The sequence below is a fragment of the Bacillus sp. TH22 genome (genome assembly GCF_016651015.1).
Classification (GTDB): Bacteria; Bacillota; Bacilli; order Bacillales; family Bacillaceae_G; genus Bacillus_A; species Bacillus_A mycoides.
On sequence record NZ_JAEKER010000001.1, the window covers coordinates 1,451,563 to 1,468,049 of the forward strand.

Below are 16,487 nucleotides of genomic sequence, written 5' to 3' on the forward strand. Positions count from 1 at the left end.
CTTCACTTCTCCTTTACAATAGTTCATTCATAAAGATTTGCGAATTATTGTTTTTCTCCAAATTGTATTCAGAAACGGAATCCACAATACTTTCTGTAGTTTTTAATAGTACGTTTAAGTAATATTGATTTTTCAAAAGAATCATTTTTACATTTCCTTCTAATTCACTTAAGTTTTTTTGTAATTCTTCCATTTTTTCAATTTCTTCCTGAGAAAAATACAAAAATAGCGAACGCATACGCAAAGGTTCGATTTTCTTTTCCTTACAAAGCTGAACAACCATTTCCTCAAAAGATCGCGATAATCCTTTAACACCTTCTATGTACTGCAATTGCTCTACTTGCAACTTTTGAACTGCATTTACATTTTTATTTTTTAAATTCTCATATATTTGTTCCCCAAGCGTTTGAACATTTTCATATGCCTTTTGAATAATAACGAGCTTTTCATATAATTGTATGTACATATAGCTTCCTTTCCTTTACAAGACTAAATTTACAATCAAACCATGAATTTCTCCAATTTGATTTAACATTTCTAAATGCCCTGTTTTCGTATTAATTAAATTCATAACATCTTCTAACTCAGTTAATCCCATTTCAGCTTGTTTTACGATCGTCATTTTCTGCGAATATCCGTAACGCGGATGACGAGACATAACATCTTTATACTGCAATACGTTATCAACATAAAAATTCAAAAATGATTTTACAGTATTTTTGTATTCCATTACATTATCGAGCGTTAACTCTAATTCGATTTTCTCTTTAATTTCTCCAATGTTATCAACAAGTGCTTCCATTTGTTCTAACAATTTATCGTTTTTCGGATCTGCATGCAAATTATCCGAAAAAGCAAGTCCTGTCCTGACATTTGCTTCTTTCGGCATTTGAGTAGCAGGCGGTATATGCGATAAAATTGGATTATGTGAGATAGAACGCAGCATATATATCACCTATTTATTTTTTTATTTCTTTCTAAACTTAATCGTAAAATCTAGTTATTTATAATTATACTCTGTACAATGATATTTTGCAGTTATTTTTTATAGAAGATATGTTACAATTTAGCATGAGGTGGCACAAATCTATGAATATTTTTCTTTGTGGTTCAAATCAATTAACAGCATTAGATCAGGAAGAAATAAAAAAATTTTTAATTGACTATGCTCACAAACATAAAATTTACATATTATGTTATAAATCTATTGAAAATGAGGTTCTTCGTTTCTTCATTGAAAACGAAAGACTTGCTCAAAATTTATGTCTTTACACACTACAACCGTTACAAGTATTAACAGACGAATTTCAAGAAGTCGTTGATTACTTAAAAAAACACGGAGCCGAGTATATTGCTTTTGATCATCCTTCCGACTCCATTTATCGATCAGATTATATGTTTTTTGTAAAGCAAATTGTCGAAGATACCGATTTAGTTCTCTGTTTTTATAACGGAGATAAACATACGTCTGTCATTCCCGTTGACGTTGCAAAAGAAGCAGGAATTGATGCTGTTATTTATGATTTACCAGGCTTACATGAAAAGCAGATGAAAAAAAGCTTTGAACAAAAAATTCGTATGATGTAAAGGGGGAGGCACAATATCGTTATTGTGCCTATTGTAAATATGAAAACTGAACAAGATTATAATCATTTTATTACGAGTTTTAAACAGCACTTTAATATGGATATCGCTTCCTATAAGCAAGATAGAATGCGCCGAAGAATCGACGCTTTCATTTCGAGAAAAGGTTTTGAAAATTACACAAATTTTTTAAATAATTTACGCACCGATCAAACGTTATTTTTAAGTTTTATTGACTATATTACAATTAACGTATCAGAGTTTTTCAGAAATAAAGAGCGCTGGCAAACGTTAGAGACGAAAGCTCTACCAAAGCTACTTGAACAAAATAACGGTAAATTAAAAATTTGGAGTGCTGCTTGCGCTGCCGGTGAAGAACCATATACACTTTCTTTAATATTATCGAAGCATCTAGCTCCGTTTCGTTATGATATTCAAGCAACGGATCTTGATTTTCACGTTTTAGAAACTGCAAAACGCGGTCAATATACAGAACGCTCTTTAAAAGAATTACCTAATGATTTGAAACAGCGTCATTTCACAAAAGAAGATGATACATATATATTGCACCAAAACATTAAACAACAAGTCACATTCAAACAACACGATTTATTAATGCAGTCATTTGATACGAACTACGATTTAATCATTTGTCGTAATGTAATGATTTACTTTACAGAAGAAGCAAGAGTAAAGCTCTATGAAAAGTTTAGTCGTTCATTACGAAAGGGCGGCGTACTATTCGTTGGTAGCACTGAACAAATTTTAACACCTGAACGCTACAATCTTCAGCGCTTTGATACCTTCTTTTACGAAAAAGTATAAAAGAAGGTCGTCATAATTAAAATGACGACCTTTTTTTATTATATAATACGAATCAATATGATACCTATAACCCACATGAAGAGAAATAGAGCCGTAACAGACCATTTATGCTCTTGAATCGTATGTTTCAACGCATGAGATAATTGCGTCATATTCATTTCTGCAAGTGCTCTCCACACGCTCACATCACGTTCTTTAGAAATACGATCTGTACCGCTAATTAAGATTGTTTCATTAGACAATTTCGTCATGTAAGCTGTAATAACCGTTATCATTAAATTTATATTTCCTTCTGAAGAATCACTTTCCACTCTAGAAATGAGAGCACTTACGTCAAGTAAAGGAATATGTACTTTTCGCCCGAATGAAAGCTGTACTTCAGCGAAATCATACGTCCCATCGAGTAACGGAATATCTTTTATATACGCTTGCTTAATAATCCCTTGTAAACTTCTAACAATTTGTTCATATATTTTTTCCGATTCCTTTCCTTCCTCGGACAACATATGTAACTTTGAAAACAACTGCAACACCGTATCCATTTCCTTAGAAAGCATTTCTTTTACAATCTTTCCATCACCTAAACTTGCAAGCAACATCCCTATTTCATTGTTTTTCGAAATGATTTTGGGCTGCCCAGTAAACACAAGGTTACTCCGCTTTCGTTCTTTCTGAATTTCATGTTCTGAAATAGCTGCAGGCTGTTTTAATGGTTGTAGCGTCTTATTTTCAATTGTCGTACGTTTAATTTCCATTTAAGCGCCTCCACTACTATCAAATTATTAGCCCCATTCTTTATTACTCTTTAAAACTAAAAACAGTACAAATAATCCTGACATAACAGCAAACACATTAGAAGCTTGTACTCCCTGCTCACTTTTTTCCTCTTTCTTTTCTTGTTGTTCTTCTATTTTCTCTTTCTTTTTAGAAACGACTTGATTGTCATTTTCGCTTTTTTTCTCCTTATGAACTTTCACATTATTTACTTCCTTGTTGTCTGTTAACGACTCTTTTATAACGTAGTTGATTTCCTCTTTTTCTTTCAACGGCTCTTTTATATAAGAGTTCACTTTCTCTTCTTGCTTTGGAATTTGAACAACTGGAAGTTTTTCTTCTGGAAGAGAAATCTCTATTTTCGGATCTTCCTGCTTCTCAATTTCTTTCTTATCTTCTACTTCCTTTTGATTCTCTTGCTCTTCTATCTTCTCATCATCTTTCACTTTTTGTTCGATAATAGAAACGATATATTCACTCTCTGTCACAAGTTTGTTACCTGCCCCATCTGTTACTTCCACAATAAGTTGATGCGGCCCAACAGGTAAAGCTTCTGTTATTTCAAATATTTTGTGCCAATCCATGTCGTGTTTATTATAGTCTAATAAAAAAGTAATATCGTTACCGTCTTCTTTTCCTTTTAATATAACGCGCACTTCTTTAACAACCGATTCTATATCTACCGTTTGTACTCGTATATGAACGGATTCTCCCTTTTTCCGTTCAATTAAGTTCCCTTTTACCTCATCAATAGTAACCTTCTCTAACTTTGGCAATTCTTTATCTATAGTTGGTGCTTCATTGTTTATACGAATGAGCGGGACATTTAATTCGTTCTCTATTACTTCTTCCTTCTCATCTTCTTTATAGCTTTCAACGAGCCTAAGGTTCCAATCACCTTGTAAATCATATATTCCGGCCTTATAATTAGCGATCCATCGCTTCGTTTTTTCTTCATACTCAAAAGATATTATTCTCTCTTGTCTGTACTGCTCACCATTTTTTTGTAATTGTAATATACCTTTTACACTTTGAATGTTTTTTTCATTTGGTTCTACAGCAATCCACACTTCTTCGCCAACCTTTAGCTCCTGCTTATTAACTGTAATAACCCCTCGGTCTGTTTCTATCGTTCTTTCTTCTTTTTGTTCTTTCACTTGCTCATTTTCTACTGCTTTTTTTTCATCTTCAACCGAGGGCATTTCCACTTGTTCCGGCTGTTCCTGAATCTCTTTATTTTTTCCCTCTTGGTCATTCATTTCGCTTATATTTTGATCTTGTACACTATTTTCTTCTGCCTGCCCTTGTGATGGTAAAAATATGCATATATGTAAGAATAGCCAACTAACTAGAAAAAACTTTACGTTTTTCATTTATTTGTTCAAACTCCTATTTTGACGCCTTATAGCGATTTCGTCACTTTTACTCCGAAAAATCCATCTACATTTACAAGTTCTCCATACGCCACTAATACATCGTTCACATAAATTTGAATCGGTTCATCAATATCTTCATCAAGTACGACCGCTTCATTTTCTTGTAGACTTAAAATATCTTGAATTGTTCTCACTGTACTTCCAAATACAAATTTAACATTCATTTCTACATTTTGTAGAATAGATGCATCCATATATACTGGCTCAACTTGCTTGACTTCTTTATATTCAATTGGCTGTACGACTGGTGCAGGAATTTCTTCCTCCTCAACAACTTCCTCAACTATTTCTTCTTGCTCTTCCACCATCGGATATAGAAGTCTTCTAACCATTTCTTTCGCTTCTAATATCGGTAGTATTTGATACATCTTTGATTGAAGGAGATCACCAATTTCAAGATTAAAAGTAATTTGAACGAGTTCGTCAACTGCCATCGACTCTCCCAAATATTCCATTTCTTCTTTTAAAGAAACAAATTTAACGTCTGGTGGTGTCATATCCATTTTTTCTTTAAACATTTCTGACATCGCTGTTGCAGCATGCCCCATCATTTGGTTCATAATTTCTTTAATGCCACTTAACTCTAATTCACTTAGTTCTTTCTCCGGATCAATTTCACCCGTTCCCATCATCATTAAATCTACCATTGTTAAAGCAACATCTTTCGTAAATACGAATACATTCTCATTTTTTAGTCCTTCAACAAAATCGACATTTAAAATAACAAACGGAACCGGTACTCCTTCATAATGACGAACATTAATCGCCTCTACATTTGGTGTACTAATAGTGACAGGCTGATTTAAAAGCGTCGATAGTACTGTTGAAGCCGAACCGATTGAAATATTCGCAATTTCACCAAGCACATCTTTCTCTTCTTGTGTTAATTGCTCTTTTTCTACATGCTCTTCTACAATCTCAGTTTCCTGCACTTCCGCCTGCTCATCTATTTCTTCTTCCACACCACCAGATAATTGTAACAATTTATTTATCATTCGCTTCGCATGTTCAACTGAAACAACCTGTACAAGCTGAGAATTTACAAGATTATCTATTTTTAATTCAAACGATACTTTAACAACCATATTATTCCCATTAATACCAGAAATCTTCTCCATCTCTTCTGTAAGTTGCACAACTTTAATTGTTGGCGGAGACATGTCTACCGTATCTTGGAAGAATTCTGACATAGCTGTTGCTGCGAATCCCATCATTTGATTCATAGCTTCTTGTACTGCACTTAGCTCTAATTCACCAAGCTCTTTTCCCTCTTCAACTTCACCTGTTCCCATCATCATTAAATCAGCAATAGATAAAGCAACATCTTGCTTTAAGACAAGAAGATTTTCCATATCTAATCCTTTTGTGAAATGGATATTTAATACAACATGTGGAATTTCAACATCACTTGTATCATATAAATCTACCAGTTCTACTTGAGGAGCAGTAATACTTACTTGCCTATTTAAAATTGTTGATAATACAGTCGAAGCTGAACCAAATGATATATTAGCGATCTCACCAAGAATATCGCATTCTTGAGGCGTTAAATGTTCATTTTCTTTTTCTAGCACAATTGTGCCAGTATCCCCTTTTGTGTGTTGCTCAGGCATTTTTCCTGCCTCCTCATTTTTGTTTTTCTATCAAATGATTTAAACTCTCTATTACACTCGTTATATTTTACCAAACTTATCATCCGAATTGTGAACATGTATTTATTTCCACAATATGTGTAAACGACGGTTTTCATATACTTATATTATTAGTTCTACCCAAAAAGCTCCCCAATTGTATACAAGTGGGGAGCTTCCTTCATTCCTATTATAAACCTTCTGGGTTTAAAATGAGGACCACTCGTCCATCACCGAGAATTGTCGCACCAGAGAAATAGTTAGAGCTCTCTGCAAAGAAATCACCTAATGACTTTAAAACTATTTCTCTTTGACCAATAATTGTGTTTACGATAAGTCCATAGCTACGATGTGTATTACGAACAATTAACACAGGAACCATTTGACTATCATATGATGCGAACGCCTCATCTACTGTTTTTTCACCAAATACAGTACTTAAATGTTTCACTTCAATAATTTGATTGCGATAGTTTAAAACGTCTTTCCCTTGTAACGATTGTATGTCTTCTTTCTTAATTCGAATGGCTTCAGCAATATTGCCAAGAGGCAAGGCATAACGCTTATCATTTGTTTGAACAAGCATTGATTGAATAATAGACAATGTTAAAGGAAGTTCAATTCTGAATGTACTTCCTTTTCCTTCTTCAGAATCAATAATTAAATGCCCACCTAAACTATGAATCGTATGTTTAACAACATCTAATCCAACCCCACGTCCAGAAAGGTCAGATACAACTTCCGCTGTACTAAATCCCGGTTGGAAGATAAGATCAAACACTTCACGATCCGTTAATTTATTTGCCTCTGATTCCGTTACAACACCATTTTTTATCGCTTTCTCTAATACTTTTCCTTTATGAATACCATTTCCATCATCAGTAATTTGAATTACGACATGATTTCCACTATGAAACGCCTCTAATTTAATAGTACCGGTCTCATTTTTCCCGGCATCACGTCGGTTTTCGACAGTTTCAATACCATGATCAATTGCATTACGAATTAAATGAACGAGTGGATCACCAATTTCGTCAATAACAATTTTATCAACTTCAGTATCTTCACCTTTAATTTGTAAATCGATTTTTTTACCTAAATCTTTCGCTAACATACGTACCATACGCGGAAAACGATTGAAGACCGTTTCAATCGGTACCATACGCATATTTAACAATACATTTTGGATATCTTTTGAAATATCACCTAATCTATTTAAATGCTCGATTAACTCTTTATTTTGAATCGTTTCTGCTAATTCATCAATTCGTCCACGCTCAATTACACTTTCTTCAAACATATTCATTAATCTTTCGATTTTTTCTAACTGAACACGAATAGAACGATTCTCTACTTTAGCATTTTTCGTTTTTGTATTACTTTTAGCCGGTGTAGTACTAGCTGTTGGAGTTCGTGCCTCTAGAGATGGATCCAGCTGCGTTGCTGCAATAGATTGTACGATTCCTTCTTCAGCTATATTTCCTTGCTTCACTTCTACTTTCTCAATTTCAGAAACGTGAAGCACCACCTGTTTCAATTCTTCAACACTACGATCAGTATCCATATATACTGTAAACTCAAATCCAAAAGCATCCGCTTCGATTTCTTCAATGCTTGGAACCGTTTTTTGTATATCCCCTACATTTTGTAATGCTTCAATACACATAATGGCACGTACTGCTTTTAAAATGGCTTGTTGTTCGACGGTTATATATACTTCATGTGAAACTGTATCATCATTGTTTATACTACTTTGCTCTACTTGTTCCATAGAAACTTCTACATTCCCATTTAATAATGCTTCTAATTTATGCTTTGTAGATACAACATCAATATTACCCATTCCGCCCTGCTGCACATCTGTAACCATCTTTTCTAAATTATCAATGCACTCAAAAATAACATCAATAATATTAGCATTCACCATCATATTTCCATGACGGATTTCGTCTAAAACATTTTCCATCTTATGAGTTAAATCTGCCATTTCCGCAAATTCCATACTCGCAGACATACCTTTAAATGTATGAGCTGAGCGGAATATTTCCCCTACAACACCCATATCGGCAGGATTCTGTTCTAAATTTAGCACATTTTCATTTAGCGACTGTAAATGTTCTTCTGCTTCTTCAAAAAATATATTTAATAGATCTGTTTGCATTTTAATCCCCTACCTGTCTAACAAACATTTCATTCATGTATAACAATTTAGTGTTTTATAACGAGAAAAAAGGGGGCCACACGTCTATCCGCTATCATTGATTTGATTCTTTGTGGCACCCCTTCTATATTAGCTATTTGCTACTTTTGTTAAAGCTTCGATAACACGATCGGCTTGGAATGGCTTTACAATAAAGTCTTTTGCCCCGCCTTTAATTGCATCTAATACCATACCTTGTTGTCCCATTGCAGAACAAATAACAACCTTTGCACTCGAATCAATTTTCATAATTTCTTTTAATGCTTCAAGTCCGTCCATTTCTGGCATAGTAATATCTAGTGTTACAATATCAGGTTGAAGTTCTTTATACTTTTGAATCGCTTCTACCCCATTCTCTGCTTCACCGATAACTTCAAATTCAGAATTACTTTTTAATAAGTTTTTAATCATTGTTCGCATAAACATCGCATCGTCTACAACTAAAATTTTATGTGCCATTCTTTTCGGTTCTCTCCTTTTATGTATAAATATATCTTAATATTTCACCTTATCATTCTCACTCATTATACAAAATAAAACGAGAAAATTTAATATTTTTTTAAAAGAATTTCTGTATTTTTATTATTTTATTAATAAAATAGAAATATATTATTCTTTAATATATATTACAACGCGCCGATTTTTCTCCCAATTTTGCGGTGAATCATTTGATGCTACTGGTTTTGTGTCCGCATATCCTACCGCTGCTAATCGTTTATCATCTACATTATACACTTCAATTAAGTGGTGAATCATATTAGCTGCTCGTGCTGAAGATAATTCCCAGTTGGAAGGAAATTTTTCATTATGAATCGGTCTACTATCTGTATGTCCTTCTACAACAATTGGGTTTGGTACCGATTGAAAGAACCCTACTAATTGACTAATTACTTCTTTTGCTTCCGGCTTAACATTCGCATCACCTGTATCGAATATTAAGTTATCTACTATAACGATGCTAACACCTGTATCTTCTCGATATACATTCACTTGACTAACACCATTATTATCTACATATGCTTTTAACTTTTTATACAATTCATCCATTCGTTTTTTTGAAACCGCTTTTTCATCATTTTTTTCATGTGAAATATCTGGTATTGTACCTTCCATTACTTTCGCATCCACTTGTTCTGCATCACTAAACTTTTCAAGCATCTTCGATAATTTTACTGTATCTTGTTTTGATGTAGCAACTAATAGTACAAAAAAAGTCAATAACAACATCGTTAAATCAGTAAAAGTCGTCATCCAACGAGGCGATCCTTTTTGCGGTCGTTTTATCATCACCATACCACTCCTTGAAATATTAGGCTGCTCGTTTTTCTTTTTTTATCTTCGTTTCATATACGTATGTATCAAGTTTTAACTTTAACTTAGAAGGAATTTGTCCTCGGTAAAGCTCTGTGATTGCTTCTATTACAAACTTCTTCTCTGTATACAAATCTTCAATGCCACGATACACTTTTTCAGATAACGGTATTGCAATCATGTTTGCAATAACAGATCCATACAATGTCGTCAACATAGCAACTGCCATTCCTGTACCAATTTGCGATGTATCTTGCAAGTTTTGAAGCATAATAATAAGACCAATTAAAGTTCCTATCATACCCCACGCTGGAGCGAAATCACCAATCTTATCTAATAATGTTGCTCCTTTTCTTAACTCATATACTTCTGTTTCAACATCTCTCATTAATACTTCTTTTAATTCTGCTTCATCATATCCACTTAACATTAAACGAATCCCCTTTTGAATAAAAGGATTGTCTACTTGCTCTCCATCAACTTCTAACGAGAGTAAACCATGTTTTTTAGACTTCTTTGAAAAATCAACGAACAAATCCGTTAACTGTTCTAGATTTTCCTCTCTTCTATGTAAAACAGTAAAAATACTTTTCGTATATTTTTTTATTTCTCCAAATCTATATGCCACAATAATTGTCGCTGTTGTTCCCCCTATAACGATCAAAATAGATGAAACATCTAAGAAATTTTTAAAAGCTTTTATTCCACCACCGCCAAGCATGATCGCTGCAATTAAAATAACGAAACCTACTACAATGCCAAAGGGGCTAGAAATATCAAACTTCCTTTTTTTCCTTTGCGGTCTAGCTAATCCTTGATTTTCGTCTCCCATATTCCTGCCCTTCCTTTTTCGTTTTCGTAAAACATTTTTTTATTTTAATAATGCGTTTTCACATATAACAATCATTATACGCGTATCATCTATTTATCGCAATATACTCATTAAATTGACACATTTCATTTCTATATTAAAATTATAGTATGGAAATATGAGGAGGATCACGATGGAACATAACATTTTACAAGTCATTGCATTAGCAGAAAAACTAAAATATGAAATGCGACATAGTTGGCTTTCTAACGGACGTCAAGAAAGTGTTGCTGAACATACGTGGCGTATGTCCCTAATGGCTATCTTAGTTGAGCCTTATTTGGATCAAAAAGTAAATATAGAAAAATTACTTAAAATGGTTATTATTCATGACCTTGTCGAAGCAGAAGCTGGTGACATCCCCGCCTTCGACACGATGAATAGCCGTGAATTACAATTACAAAAACAGAAAAATGAGCTAGAGGCCATTTTAAATATTAAACGTACATTAAAAGGTCCTCTCGGCGTGGAATTATACGATTTATGGATGGAGTTCGAAGCGAAAGAAACGTATGAAGCAAAAGTTGCTAACGCACTTGATAAACTTGAAGTGAAAATTCAGCATAACGAAGCTGATATTGATACTTGGCTACCAATTGAGCATAAAATGACTTTCCAAGTTGGTAAACATACAGATTTTGACTCTTTCTTATCTAAATTACAAAAAATCATTGAACAAGACGGAGAAAAAAAATTACTCGCTGCCGGCATTGACGTTGAAGCATGCAAACAGTAACCATTTAATTATGAAATAAGACACTCAAAATGAGTGTCTTATTTCATAATTGTTGATATTGCCTGCTTATAAATAAGTTGTTGTTTTCCATCTACTAATATTAATACTGTAAATCTATCTACTCCAACTACTTCCCCTACTATTCTTACTCCGCTCTTTAAAAATATAGTAACTGCACCTTTTTCTTCTTTTATTTGTTTATACAACTCTTCTTGTAAGTGTTCCATAACTGTTTTCCCCTTTACAAATAAATAATCCTAATATAAAAAAATAAAGATTAATCACTTATATACTTTGTCTTTTATATTCATAAACTTATTAATTAGTATATCTAAATCTCGACTAAATAACAAAACTTTATTATGATCTAATCCATGCCTAGCAACAAGTTGAATTAACTCTTTCTTTTTGTGTTCTATTTTATTGTGTAATTGTCCCATCTCCATCTCTATACTAAAACTCCCTTTTCCCATAATATTACTTGTAAAATTATAGTACATTTCCACTCATAAAAAAATAAAAAAATGGTTTTTTTTACAAATTTTATATTTATGAAAAGAAATTTTAATGTAATTGTAAGTTACATACCCCTTTCATTTACAATACATTCACCTAGTATACACTTCCATATTGTTTTACCATTTTTAAAAAAGCGCTATGAAACAAAGTAAATATCACATTTAAATCCGATCACAGGCTCTTGTCTAATTAGAAGTAAGACTTGCTCCTTTTCTAAATAAAAACATATCTTATAAAGTAATCCATTAGTTATATAGATTAATTTCCTAAAAAGGAGGAAAAAACATGAGCTTTGGTGGTAGTTGCGCTGGTTTCGGCGGTGGATTTGCTTTACTCATCGTGCTATTCATCCTTCTAATCATTATCGGATGTAGCTGTTGGGGTGGCGGCGGAGGGTTTTAAATATAATACGTATCCTTTTCGCTAAACTCTAAATGAATGAAATATGTTGACTAAAAACTATACGAAAACAGCTCATATTTGAGCTGTTTTTTCATACTTTCGTATGAATTTATGTCCATCTTTTTTGTGATTTCAACTAACAAGAAATCGTTTACTATGGAATAAGAAACATTTTTACTAAGGAGGATTATAATGATTAAAGGTCTTTATGAAGCACATTTACCTGTCTGTAATTTAGAAATTTCGATACCTTTTTATGAATCACTGGGGTTAAAATTATATAAAAGTGACAACGATATCGCCTTCTTTTGGATTGTAGAAAATGAAAGTTGGATTGGTCTTTGGGAAGGAAAAGAATACAAAGTCAATTATCATCCATCCTTACGACATATCGCTTTCCAAGTAAGCTTACACGATTTAGAAAACGCAATACACTGGCTCAAACAGAAAGGAATTCCAGCACGAAAAGACTTTGGAATGGAGCCAATTGAGCCAATCGTTTTTCCAGAATTAGCACACGCCTCCGTATATTTTAACGATCCTGATGGAAATAGTTTAGAATTCATTGCACAATTACCTGTTGGACTACCTAAAGCAGAGAAAATGTATTTAAGTGAATGGAAAAAACATGTACAGGCATCACTTATAGATAAGGTTTAATTTCTCATGTCAATTTCTTATTACAGGCTTCTTAAAACAAATACAAACTTCAAAAGACTATTTTTTGGTCAAACATTAAGTGTACTTGGGGATTGGTTTCATACTGTCGCTTTATTAACACTCGTCTATAGCATAACAGAATCTTCATTTATGTTAGCACTCACCTTTATGAGCAAAGGGTTGCCTCAACTTCTTCTGAGCCCATTCATAGGCGGAATTGTAGACCGTTTTTCAAAAAAGAAAATTATGATTTTTACCGATATTTTACGAGGAATTATCGTCCTCACTTATTTATTAGCATTCTACAAGATTGAAATTATTTTCGTTTCTAATATATGTTTAGCGGTACTCTCTTGCTTATTCGAGCCTGCTAAGCAATCAACCCTAAAAAATATCGTACATCAAAAGCATTTAGTAACCGCTAACTCTCTTTCTAGTACAATCAATGGTTTTATGTCTATTATGGGAGCCTCTTTAGGTGGGCTCATTGCACAATCTTTAAGTATCGAGATTGCCTTTTTTATTAATAGCCTATCATACTTTATTTCAGCCTATATTATTTATAAAATAAAGATCCCTTCTCGTGACACTTTTAGCACGAAAAAAGCATTTTTTACTGATATAAAAGATGGTTATACATACATATTACAAAGAAAAATTATTTTATCATTAATTCTCGTCGGAATTTCATGGGGAATTATTGGAGGTGCTTATCAACTACTCTTAACAATCTATGCCGAAAGAATTTTCCACTCTAACATTGGTATTTTATATGCGGTTCAAGGGGCTGGACTTATGATTGGTAGCCTTCTCGTTAACCTATATATATCTAAAAATGAAGACAAAATGAAAAGAGCATTTGGTTGGGCCTATTTACTACAAGGAATTTTCTTTCTCGGATTCATTCTATCCGATCAACTTATTATCGGTATCATTACATTACTCTGTATGCGTATAGCAGGAGGAATCATCGTTCCACTTGATACGACATTACTACAAACGTATACGCAAGAAAACATGATTGGTAAAGTTTTTTCATTTCATTATTCCATCTACGGATCGCTTATTCAGTTATCTATGTTTTTTACAGGATGGCTTTTAGAAATCCTTTCTCCGCAAGTCATTGGTAGCTTGTTAGCTATATGCTGTATTTTTGTTAGTTTTATATGGCTTTTCTTATTTTATCGCGGTGAGCTTAGTGAAGAATCTATTGATAATCAATAGATTCTTCACTAAATTTTATTTGATCTCATTTATTAGCGCTGCGTAACAATACAATTATTTAAAAATGGCAACCATATTCGTTAATGGGCCCTATACGTGAACGCTATTTGAGAAGAAACTAATTATTTATGTTAAAATATAAATAAGTTTGTGAAGGATTGCACTTAAATTTTAAACTTAAAATATTTATTGAATTTGATTAAATAGGAGGGCTATTTTGGGAATCACTTTAATTTTCATATGTATTATATTAGTAGCTTCTATTTTACAAACAAGTACAGGTTTTGGCTTTTCTATTATGGCAACACCTTTCTTACTCATGTTATTTCTACCACAAGAAGCTATACAAATAAATATCATTTTATCATTAATTATTTCCATATCACTCATTTGGAAAATAAGAATGGACATTGATTTTATTCTACTGAAAAGATTAATTTTCGGAAGTATAGTTGGTGTTCCTTTTGGTATTTTAATTTTCATTTCCATTAACATCAACACATTTAAATTAGCAATTAGCATCCTGCTCTTACTATTAACATTGATGCTAATATGCAACTTTAAGGTTAAATCAACACCATTTAGAGATTTTATAGTTGGTGGATTATCAGGGCTTTTAACGACAAGTATCGGTATGCCAGGACCACCCCTGTTACTTTACTTTACAGGAACTGATACGAAAAAAGAGAAGTTGAGAGCAACTACTTTAGCTTTTTATCTGTTTATATATTTCATTAGTCTCATAACTCAAATACTCTTTACTGGAACGAACAAAACAATTTGGGAATCAAGTTTTTATGCAATTCCAATTGTATTTTTAGGTTTGTTCATAGGTCAAATTATTTTCAAATGGCTTAATCAACGGATTTTTAAAATATTTACATATATCCTTTTGAGTTGCACGGGTATTTATCTCCTTATTGAAAGTTTGAACTTGTTATAGAGGGTGCTTTAGATAGTGCACAATAATAGATAGGTTCAAACGAAAGTATTGCTGTATTTTCAAGTGCGATGGGGCATTCTATATCAAAACTTAAATAACTTTATTGGCAGTTTACAATTAGCAATAATCGTTCTTTCATAAGACAAATATTTCAAATCGAATACTAAACAAAACGATAAAAAGCGGCTATTATGCCGCTTTTTACATTAAATATTTTATAAAGCAAAGACCTGCACTTACTATCACGAATATATTAAAAAATAAGAAAAACCCTTTTTCAAAATCTGTATACTTTTCTACTTTTACTCCGCGTTTTTTTAACTCCATAACTATCATTGCAACTTCACGTGCATACTTAATACTTCCAAATTGTATATGAGTGTTATTATATTTAATCTCAAAGACATTTTTCATTTTTTTATGTTGCGAAATGGATTGTATATCCTCTATTGGCATCCTATGTTCATTTGTTTTTTTAAAATAGCAATCTAATCCTTTCATGATTACTCTTTTATTTGTTAAAACGATATAATAATAGAAAGTAGCTCCTACGTAATATATATTTGGTATTACTTTATTATTTGCCATATACCCTTCGTCTACTAACAGTGCCTTCTTAATTTCTTCATCAGCTTGTAATTCACTTCGAATTGACTCTTCTAACATTTGTAAAGTTAATTTTTTTAGCAGTTCACCATTTCTCGCATAATACTTATCTATATTTATAGAATCATTCGCTTCTTTCTCTAAACGTGTAATTTCTTCTTCTGAATATTGGAGCTCATTTAACATCGATAATAATCTTTTATCCATATTACACACTCCCTTTCCACAGTTTTTGAAGTTTTTTCTTTCCACGAGAAATTCGATTGTATATATAGTCAGCCGTTACTTTTAATTCTTTCGCAATATCGTCAATGGAATACCCATCAATATACCTCTTTAAAAAGATATACCGATCCTTTGTATTTAAATCTTGTACGAGTTCCATAATCTCTTCTTCTTGTTCTATTTCATACCTATCATGGATACTTGTATCTATTTCTACGTCTTTATCGATTTTATTCTCTTTATATACTTTCTTTTTATATTCCAAGGCCTTTAATTTAGTAATACCAATCATCCAAGATTTTAAGTTTCCCTTTTCTATATCAAATTGTTCGATATGAAACCAAATGACAGTAAATACATCATTATAACAATCATCTATATATTGTTTTTCAATAGGGGTACTTAATGATTTATGAATAATGTATAAAATTAATTTTCCATATTGATCAATGACTTCTTTCAAAGCATCTTGATCACGTTTTTTCATAGCTATAATTAAATCCTCTTCAGAATCAAAAATCATAAACATCTTCCTTCCTC

Annotated in this window: 20 protein-coding genes; 7 read left to right on the forward strand and 13 right to left on the reverse strand. The window is 32.5% G+C overall.

Going from position 1 to position 16,487, the window contains the following annotated elements:
- Positions 1 to 13: 13 nt before the first annotated feature.
- Both JFU18_RS07260 and JFU18_RS07265 read right to left on the reverse strand, forming a co-directional pair.
- On the reverse strand, positions 14 to 466 hold the full coding sequence (locus tag JFU18_RS07260) for a hypothetical protein (RefSeq protein WP_085310183.1): 453 nt from the start codon (positions 464 to 466) through the stop codon (positions 14 to 16).
- Positions 467 to 481: 15 nt separating this feature from the next.
- Positions 482 to 946 (reverse strand): YaaR family protein, encoded by a 465-nt coding sequence (locus JFU18_RS07265; protein WP_002141107.1) that lies wholly within the window; start codon positions 944 to 946, stop codon positions 482 to 484.
- Positions 947 to 1,089: 143 nt separating this feature from the next.
- Between JFU18_RS07265 and JFU18_RS07270 the strand changes: the two genes are divergently transcribed.
- On the forward strand, positions 1,090 to 1,587 hold the full coding sequence (locus JFU18_RS07270) for a flagellar motor switch protein FliG (protein ID WP_002030924.1): 498 nt from the start codon (positions 1,090 to 1,092) through the stop codon (positions 1,585 to 1,587).
- A 39-nt stretch (positions 1,588 to 1,626) separates the two neighbouring features.
- A complete protein-coding gene (locus JFU18_RS07275) occupies positions 1,627 to 2,409 on the forward strand; it encodes a CheR family methyltransferase (RefSeq protein ID WP_201034955.1) in 783 nt (260 codons plus the stop codon).
- Between the two features lie 38 nt (positions 2,410 to 2,447).
- On the opposite strand, the gene JFU18_RS07280 is transcribed toward JFU18_RS07275, so the two are convergent.
- The 7 genes from JFU18_RS07280 to JFU18_RS07310 all read right to left on the reverse strand — a co-directional run bounded on the left by JFU18_RS07280 (position 2,448) and on the right by JFU18_RS07310 (position 10,593).
- On the reverse strand, positions 2,448 to 3,164 hold the full coding sequence (locus JFU18_RS07280) for a hypothetical protein (RefSeq protein ID WP_201032831.1): 717 nt from the start codon (positions 3,162 to 3,164) through the stop codon (positions 2,448 to 2,450).
- 27 nt (positions 3,165 to 3,191) lie between these two features.
- Positions 3,192 to 4,556: a transglycosylase gene (locus JFU18_RS07285; RefSeq protein ID WP_201034954.1), complete on the reverse strand. Its 1,365-nt coding sequence runs from the start codon at positions 4,554 to 4,556 to the stop codon at positions 3,192 to 3,194.
- Between the two features lie 29 nt (positions 4,557 to 4,585).
- On the reverse strand, positions 4,586 to 6,232 hold the full coding sequence (locus JFU18_RS07290) for a flagellar motor switch protein (RefSeq protein WP_201032829.1): 1,647 nt from the start codon (positions 6,230 to 6,232) through the stop codon (positions 4,586 to 4,588).
- A 208-nt stretch (positions 6,233 to 6,440) separates the two neighbouring features.
- Positions 6,441 to 8,411, reverse strand: a complete 1,971-nt coding sequence (locus tag JFU18_RS07295; RefSeq protein ID WP_002126563.1) for a chemotaxis protein CheA — start codon at positions 8,409 to 8,411, stop codon at positions 6,441 to 6,443.
- A gap of 129 nt (positions 8,412 to 8,540) precedes the next feature.
- Entirely contained in the window at positions 8,541 to 8,909 is a 369-nt protein-coding gene (locus JFU18_RS07300; protein ID WP_000940577.1) for a response regulator, read from the reverse strand.
- 150 nt (positions 8,910 to 9,059) lie between these two features.
- Positions 9,060 to 9,737, reverse strand: a complete 678-nt coding sequence (locus JFU18_RS07305; protein ID WP_002012067.1) for an OmpA family protein — start codon at positions 9,735 to 9,737, stop codon at positions 9,060 to 9,062.
- 22 nt (positions 9,738 to 9,759) lie between these two features.
- Positions 9,760 to 10,593, reverse strand: a complete 834-nt coding sequence (locus tag JFU18_RS07310; protein WP_002012069.1) for a flagellar motor protein MotP — start codon at positions 10,591 to 10,593, stop codon at positions 9,760 to 9,762.
- Between the two features lie 172 nt (positions 10,594 to 10,765).
- Here JFU18_RS07310 and JFU18_RS07315 point away from each other — a divergent pair, with 172 nt between their 5' ends.
- Positions 10,766 to 11,368: an HD domain-containing protein gene (locus tag JFU18_RS07315; protein ID WP_201034953.1), complete on the forward strand. Its 603-nt coding sequence runs from the start codon at positions 10,766 to 10,768 to the stop codon at positions 11,366 to 11,368.
- A gap of 38 nt (positions 11,369 to 11,406) precedes the next feature.
- On the opposite strand, the gene hfq is transcribed toward JFU18_RS07315, so the two are convergent.
- Both hfq and JFU18_RS07325 read right to left on the reverse strand, forming a co-directional pair.
- Positions 11,407 to 11,595 (reverse strand): RNA chaperone Hfq, encoded by a 189-nt coding sequence (hfq, locus tag JFU18_RS07320; protein WP_002012071.1) that lies wholly within the window; start codon positions 11,593 to 11,595, stop codon positions 11,407 to 11,409.
- A gap of 54 nt (positions 11,596 to 11,649) precedes the next feature.
- Positions 11,650 to 11,868, reverse strand: coding sequence for an aspartyl-phosphate phosphatase Spo0E family protein (locus tag JFU18_RS07325; RefSeq protein ID WP_002086516.1), 219 nt, complete (start codon positions 11,866 to 11,868; stop codon positions 11,650 to 11,652).
- A 304-nt stretch (positions 11,869 to 12,172) separates the two neighbouring features.
- Between JFU18_RS07325 and JFU18_RS07330 the strand changes: the two genes are divergently transcribed.
- The 4 genes from JFU18_RS07330 (at position 12,173) to JFU18_RS07345 (ending at position 15,116) form a co-directional block, all read left to right on the forward strand.
- A complete protein-coding gene (locus JFU18_RS07330) occupies positions 12,173 to 12,289 on the forward strand; it encodes a YjcZ family sporulation protein (protein ID WP_000007805.1) in 117 nt (38 codons plus the stop codon).
- A gap of 192 nt (positions 12,290 to 12,481) precedes the next feature.
- Positions 12,482 to 12,949 (forward strand): VOC family protein, encoded by a 468-nt coding sequence (locus JFU18_RS07335; protein WP_201032825.1) that lies wholly within the window; start codon positions 12,482 to 12,484, stop codon positions 12,947 to 12,949.
- 6 nt (positions 12,950 to 12,955) lie between these two features.
- Positions 12,956 to 14,173, forward strand: coding sequence for an MFS transporter (locus JFU18_RS07340; protein ID WP_201034952.1), 1,218 nt, complete (start codon positions 12,956 to 12,958; stop codon positions 14,171 to 14,173).
- 217 nt (positions 14,174 to 14,390) lie between these two features.
- Positions 14,391 to 15,116 (forward strand): sulfite exporter TauE/SafE family protein, encoded by a 726-nt coding sequence (locus JFU18_RS07345; RefSeq protein WP_201032824.1) that lies wholly within the window; start codon positions 14,391 to 14,393, stop codon positions 15,114 to 15,116.
- 201 nt (positions 15,117 to 15,317) lie between these two features.
- Here JFU18_RS07345 and JFU18_RS07350 read toward each other — a convergent pair whose 3' ends face one another.
- Positions 15,318 to 15,929: a PH domain-containing protein gene (locus tag JFU18_RS07350; protein WP_201034951.1), complete on the reverse strand. Its 612-nt coding sequence runs from the start codon at positions 15,927 to 15,929 to the stop codon at positions 15,318 to 15,320.
- Position 15,930: 1 nt separating this feature from the next.
- On the reverse strand, positions 15,931 to 16,476 hold the full coding sequence (locus JFU18_RS07355) for a sigma-70 family RNA polymerase sigma factor (RefSeq protein ID WP_201033309.1): 546 nt from the start codon (positions 16,474 to 16,476) through the stop codon (positions 15,931 to 15,933).
- Between the last annotated feature and the right edge of the window lie 11 nt (positions 16,477 to 16,487).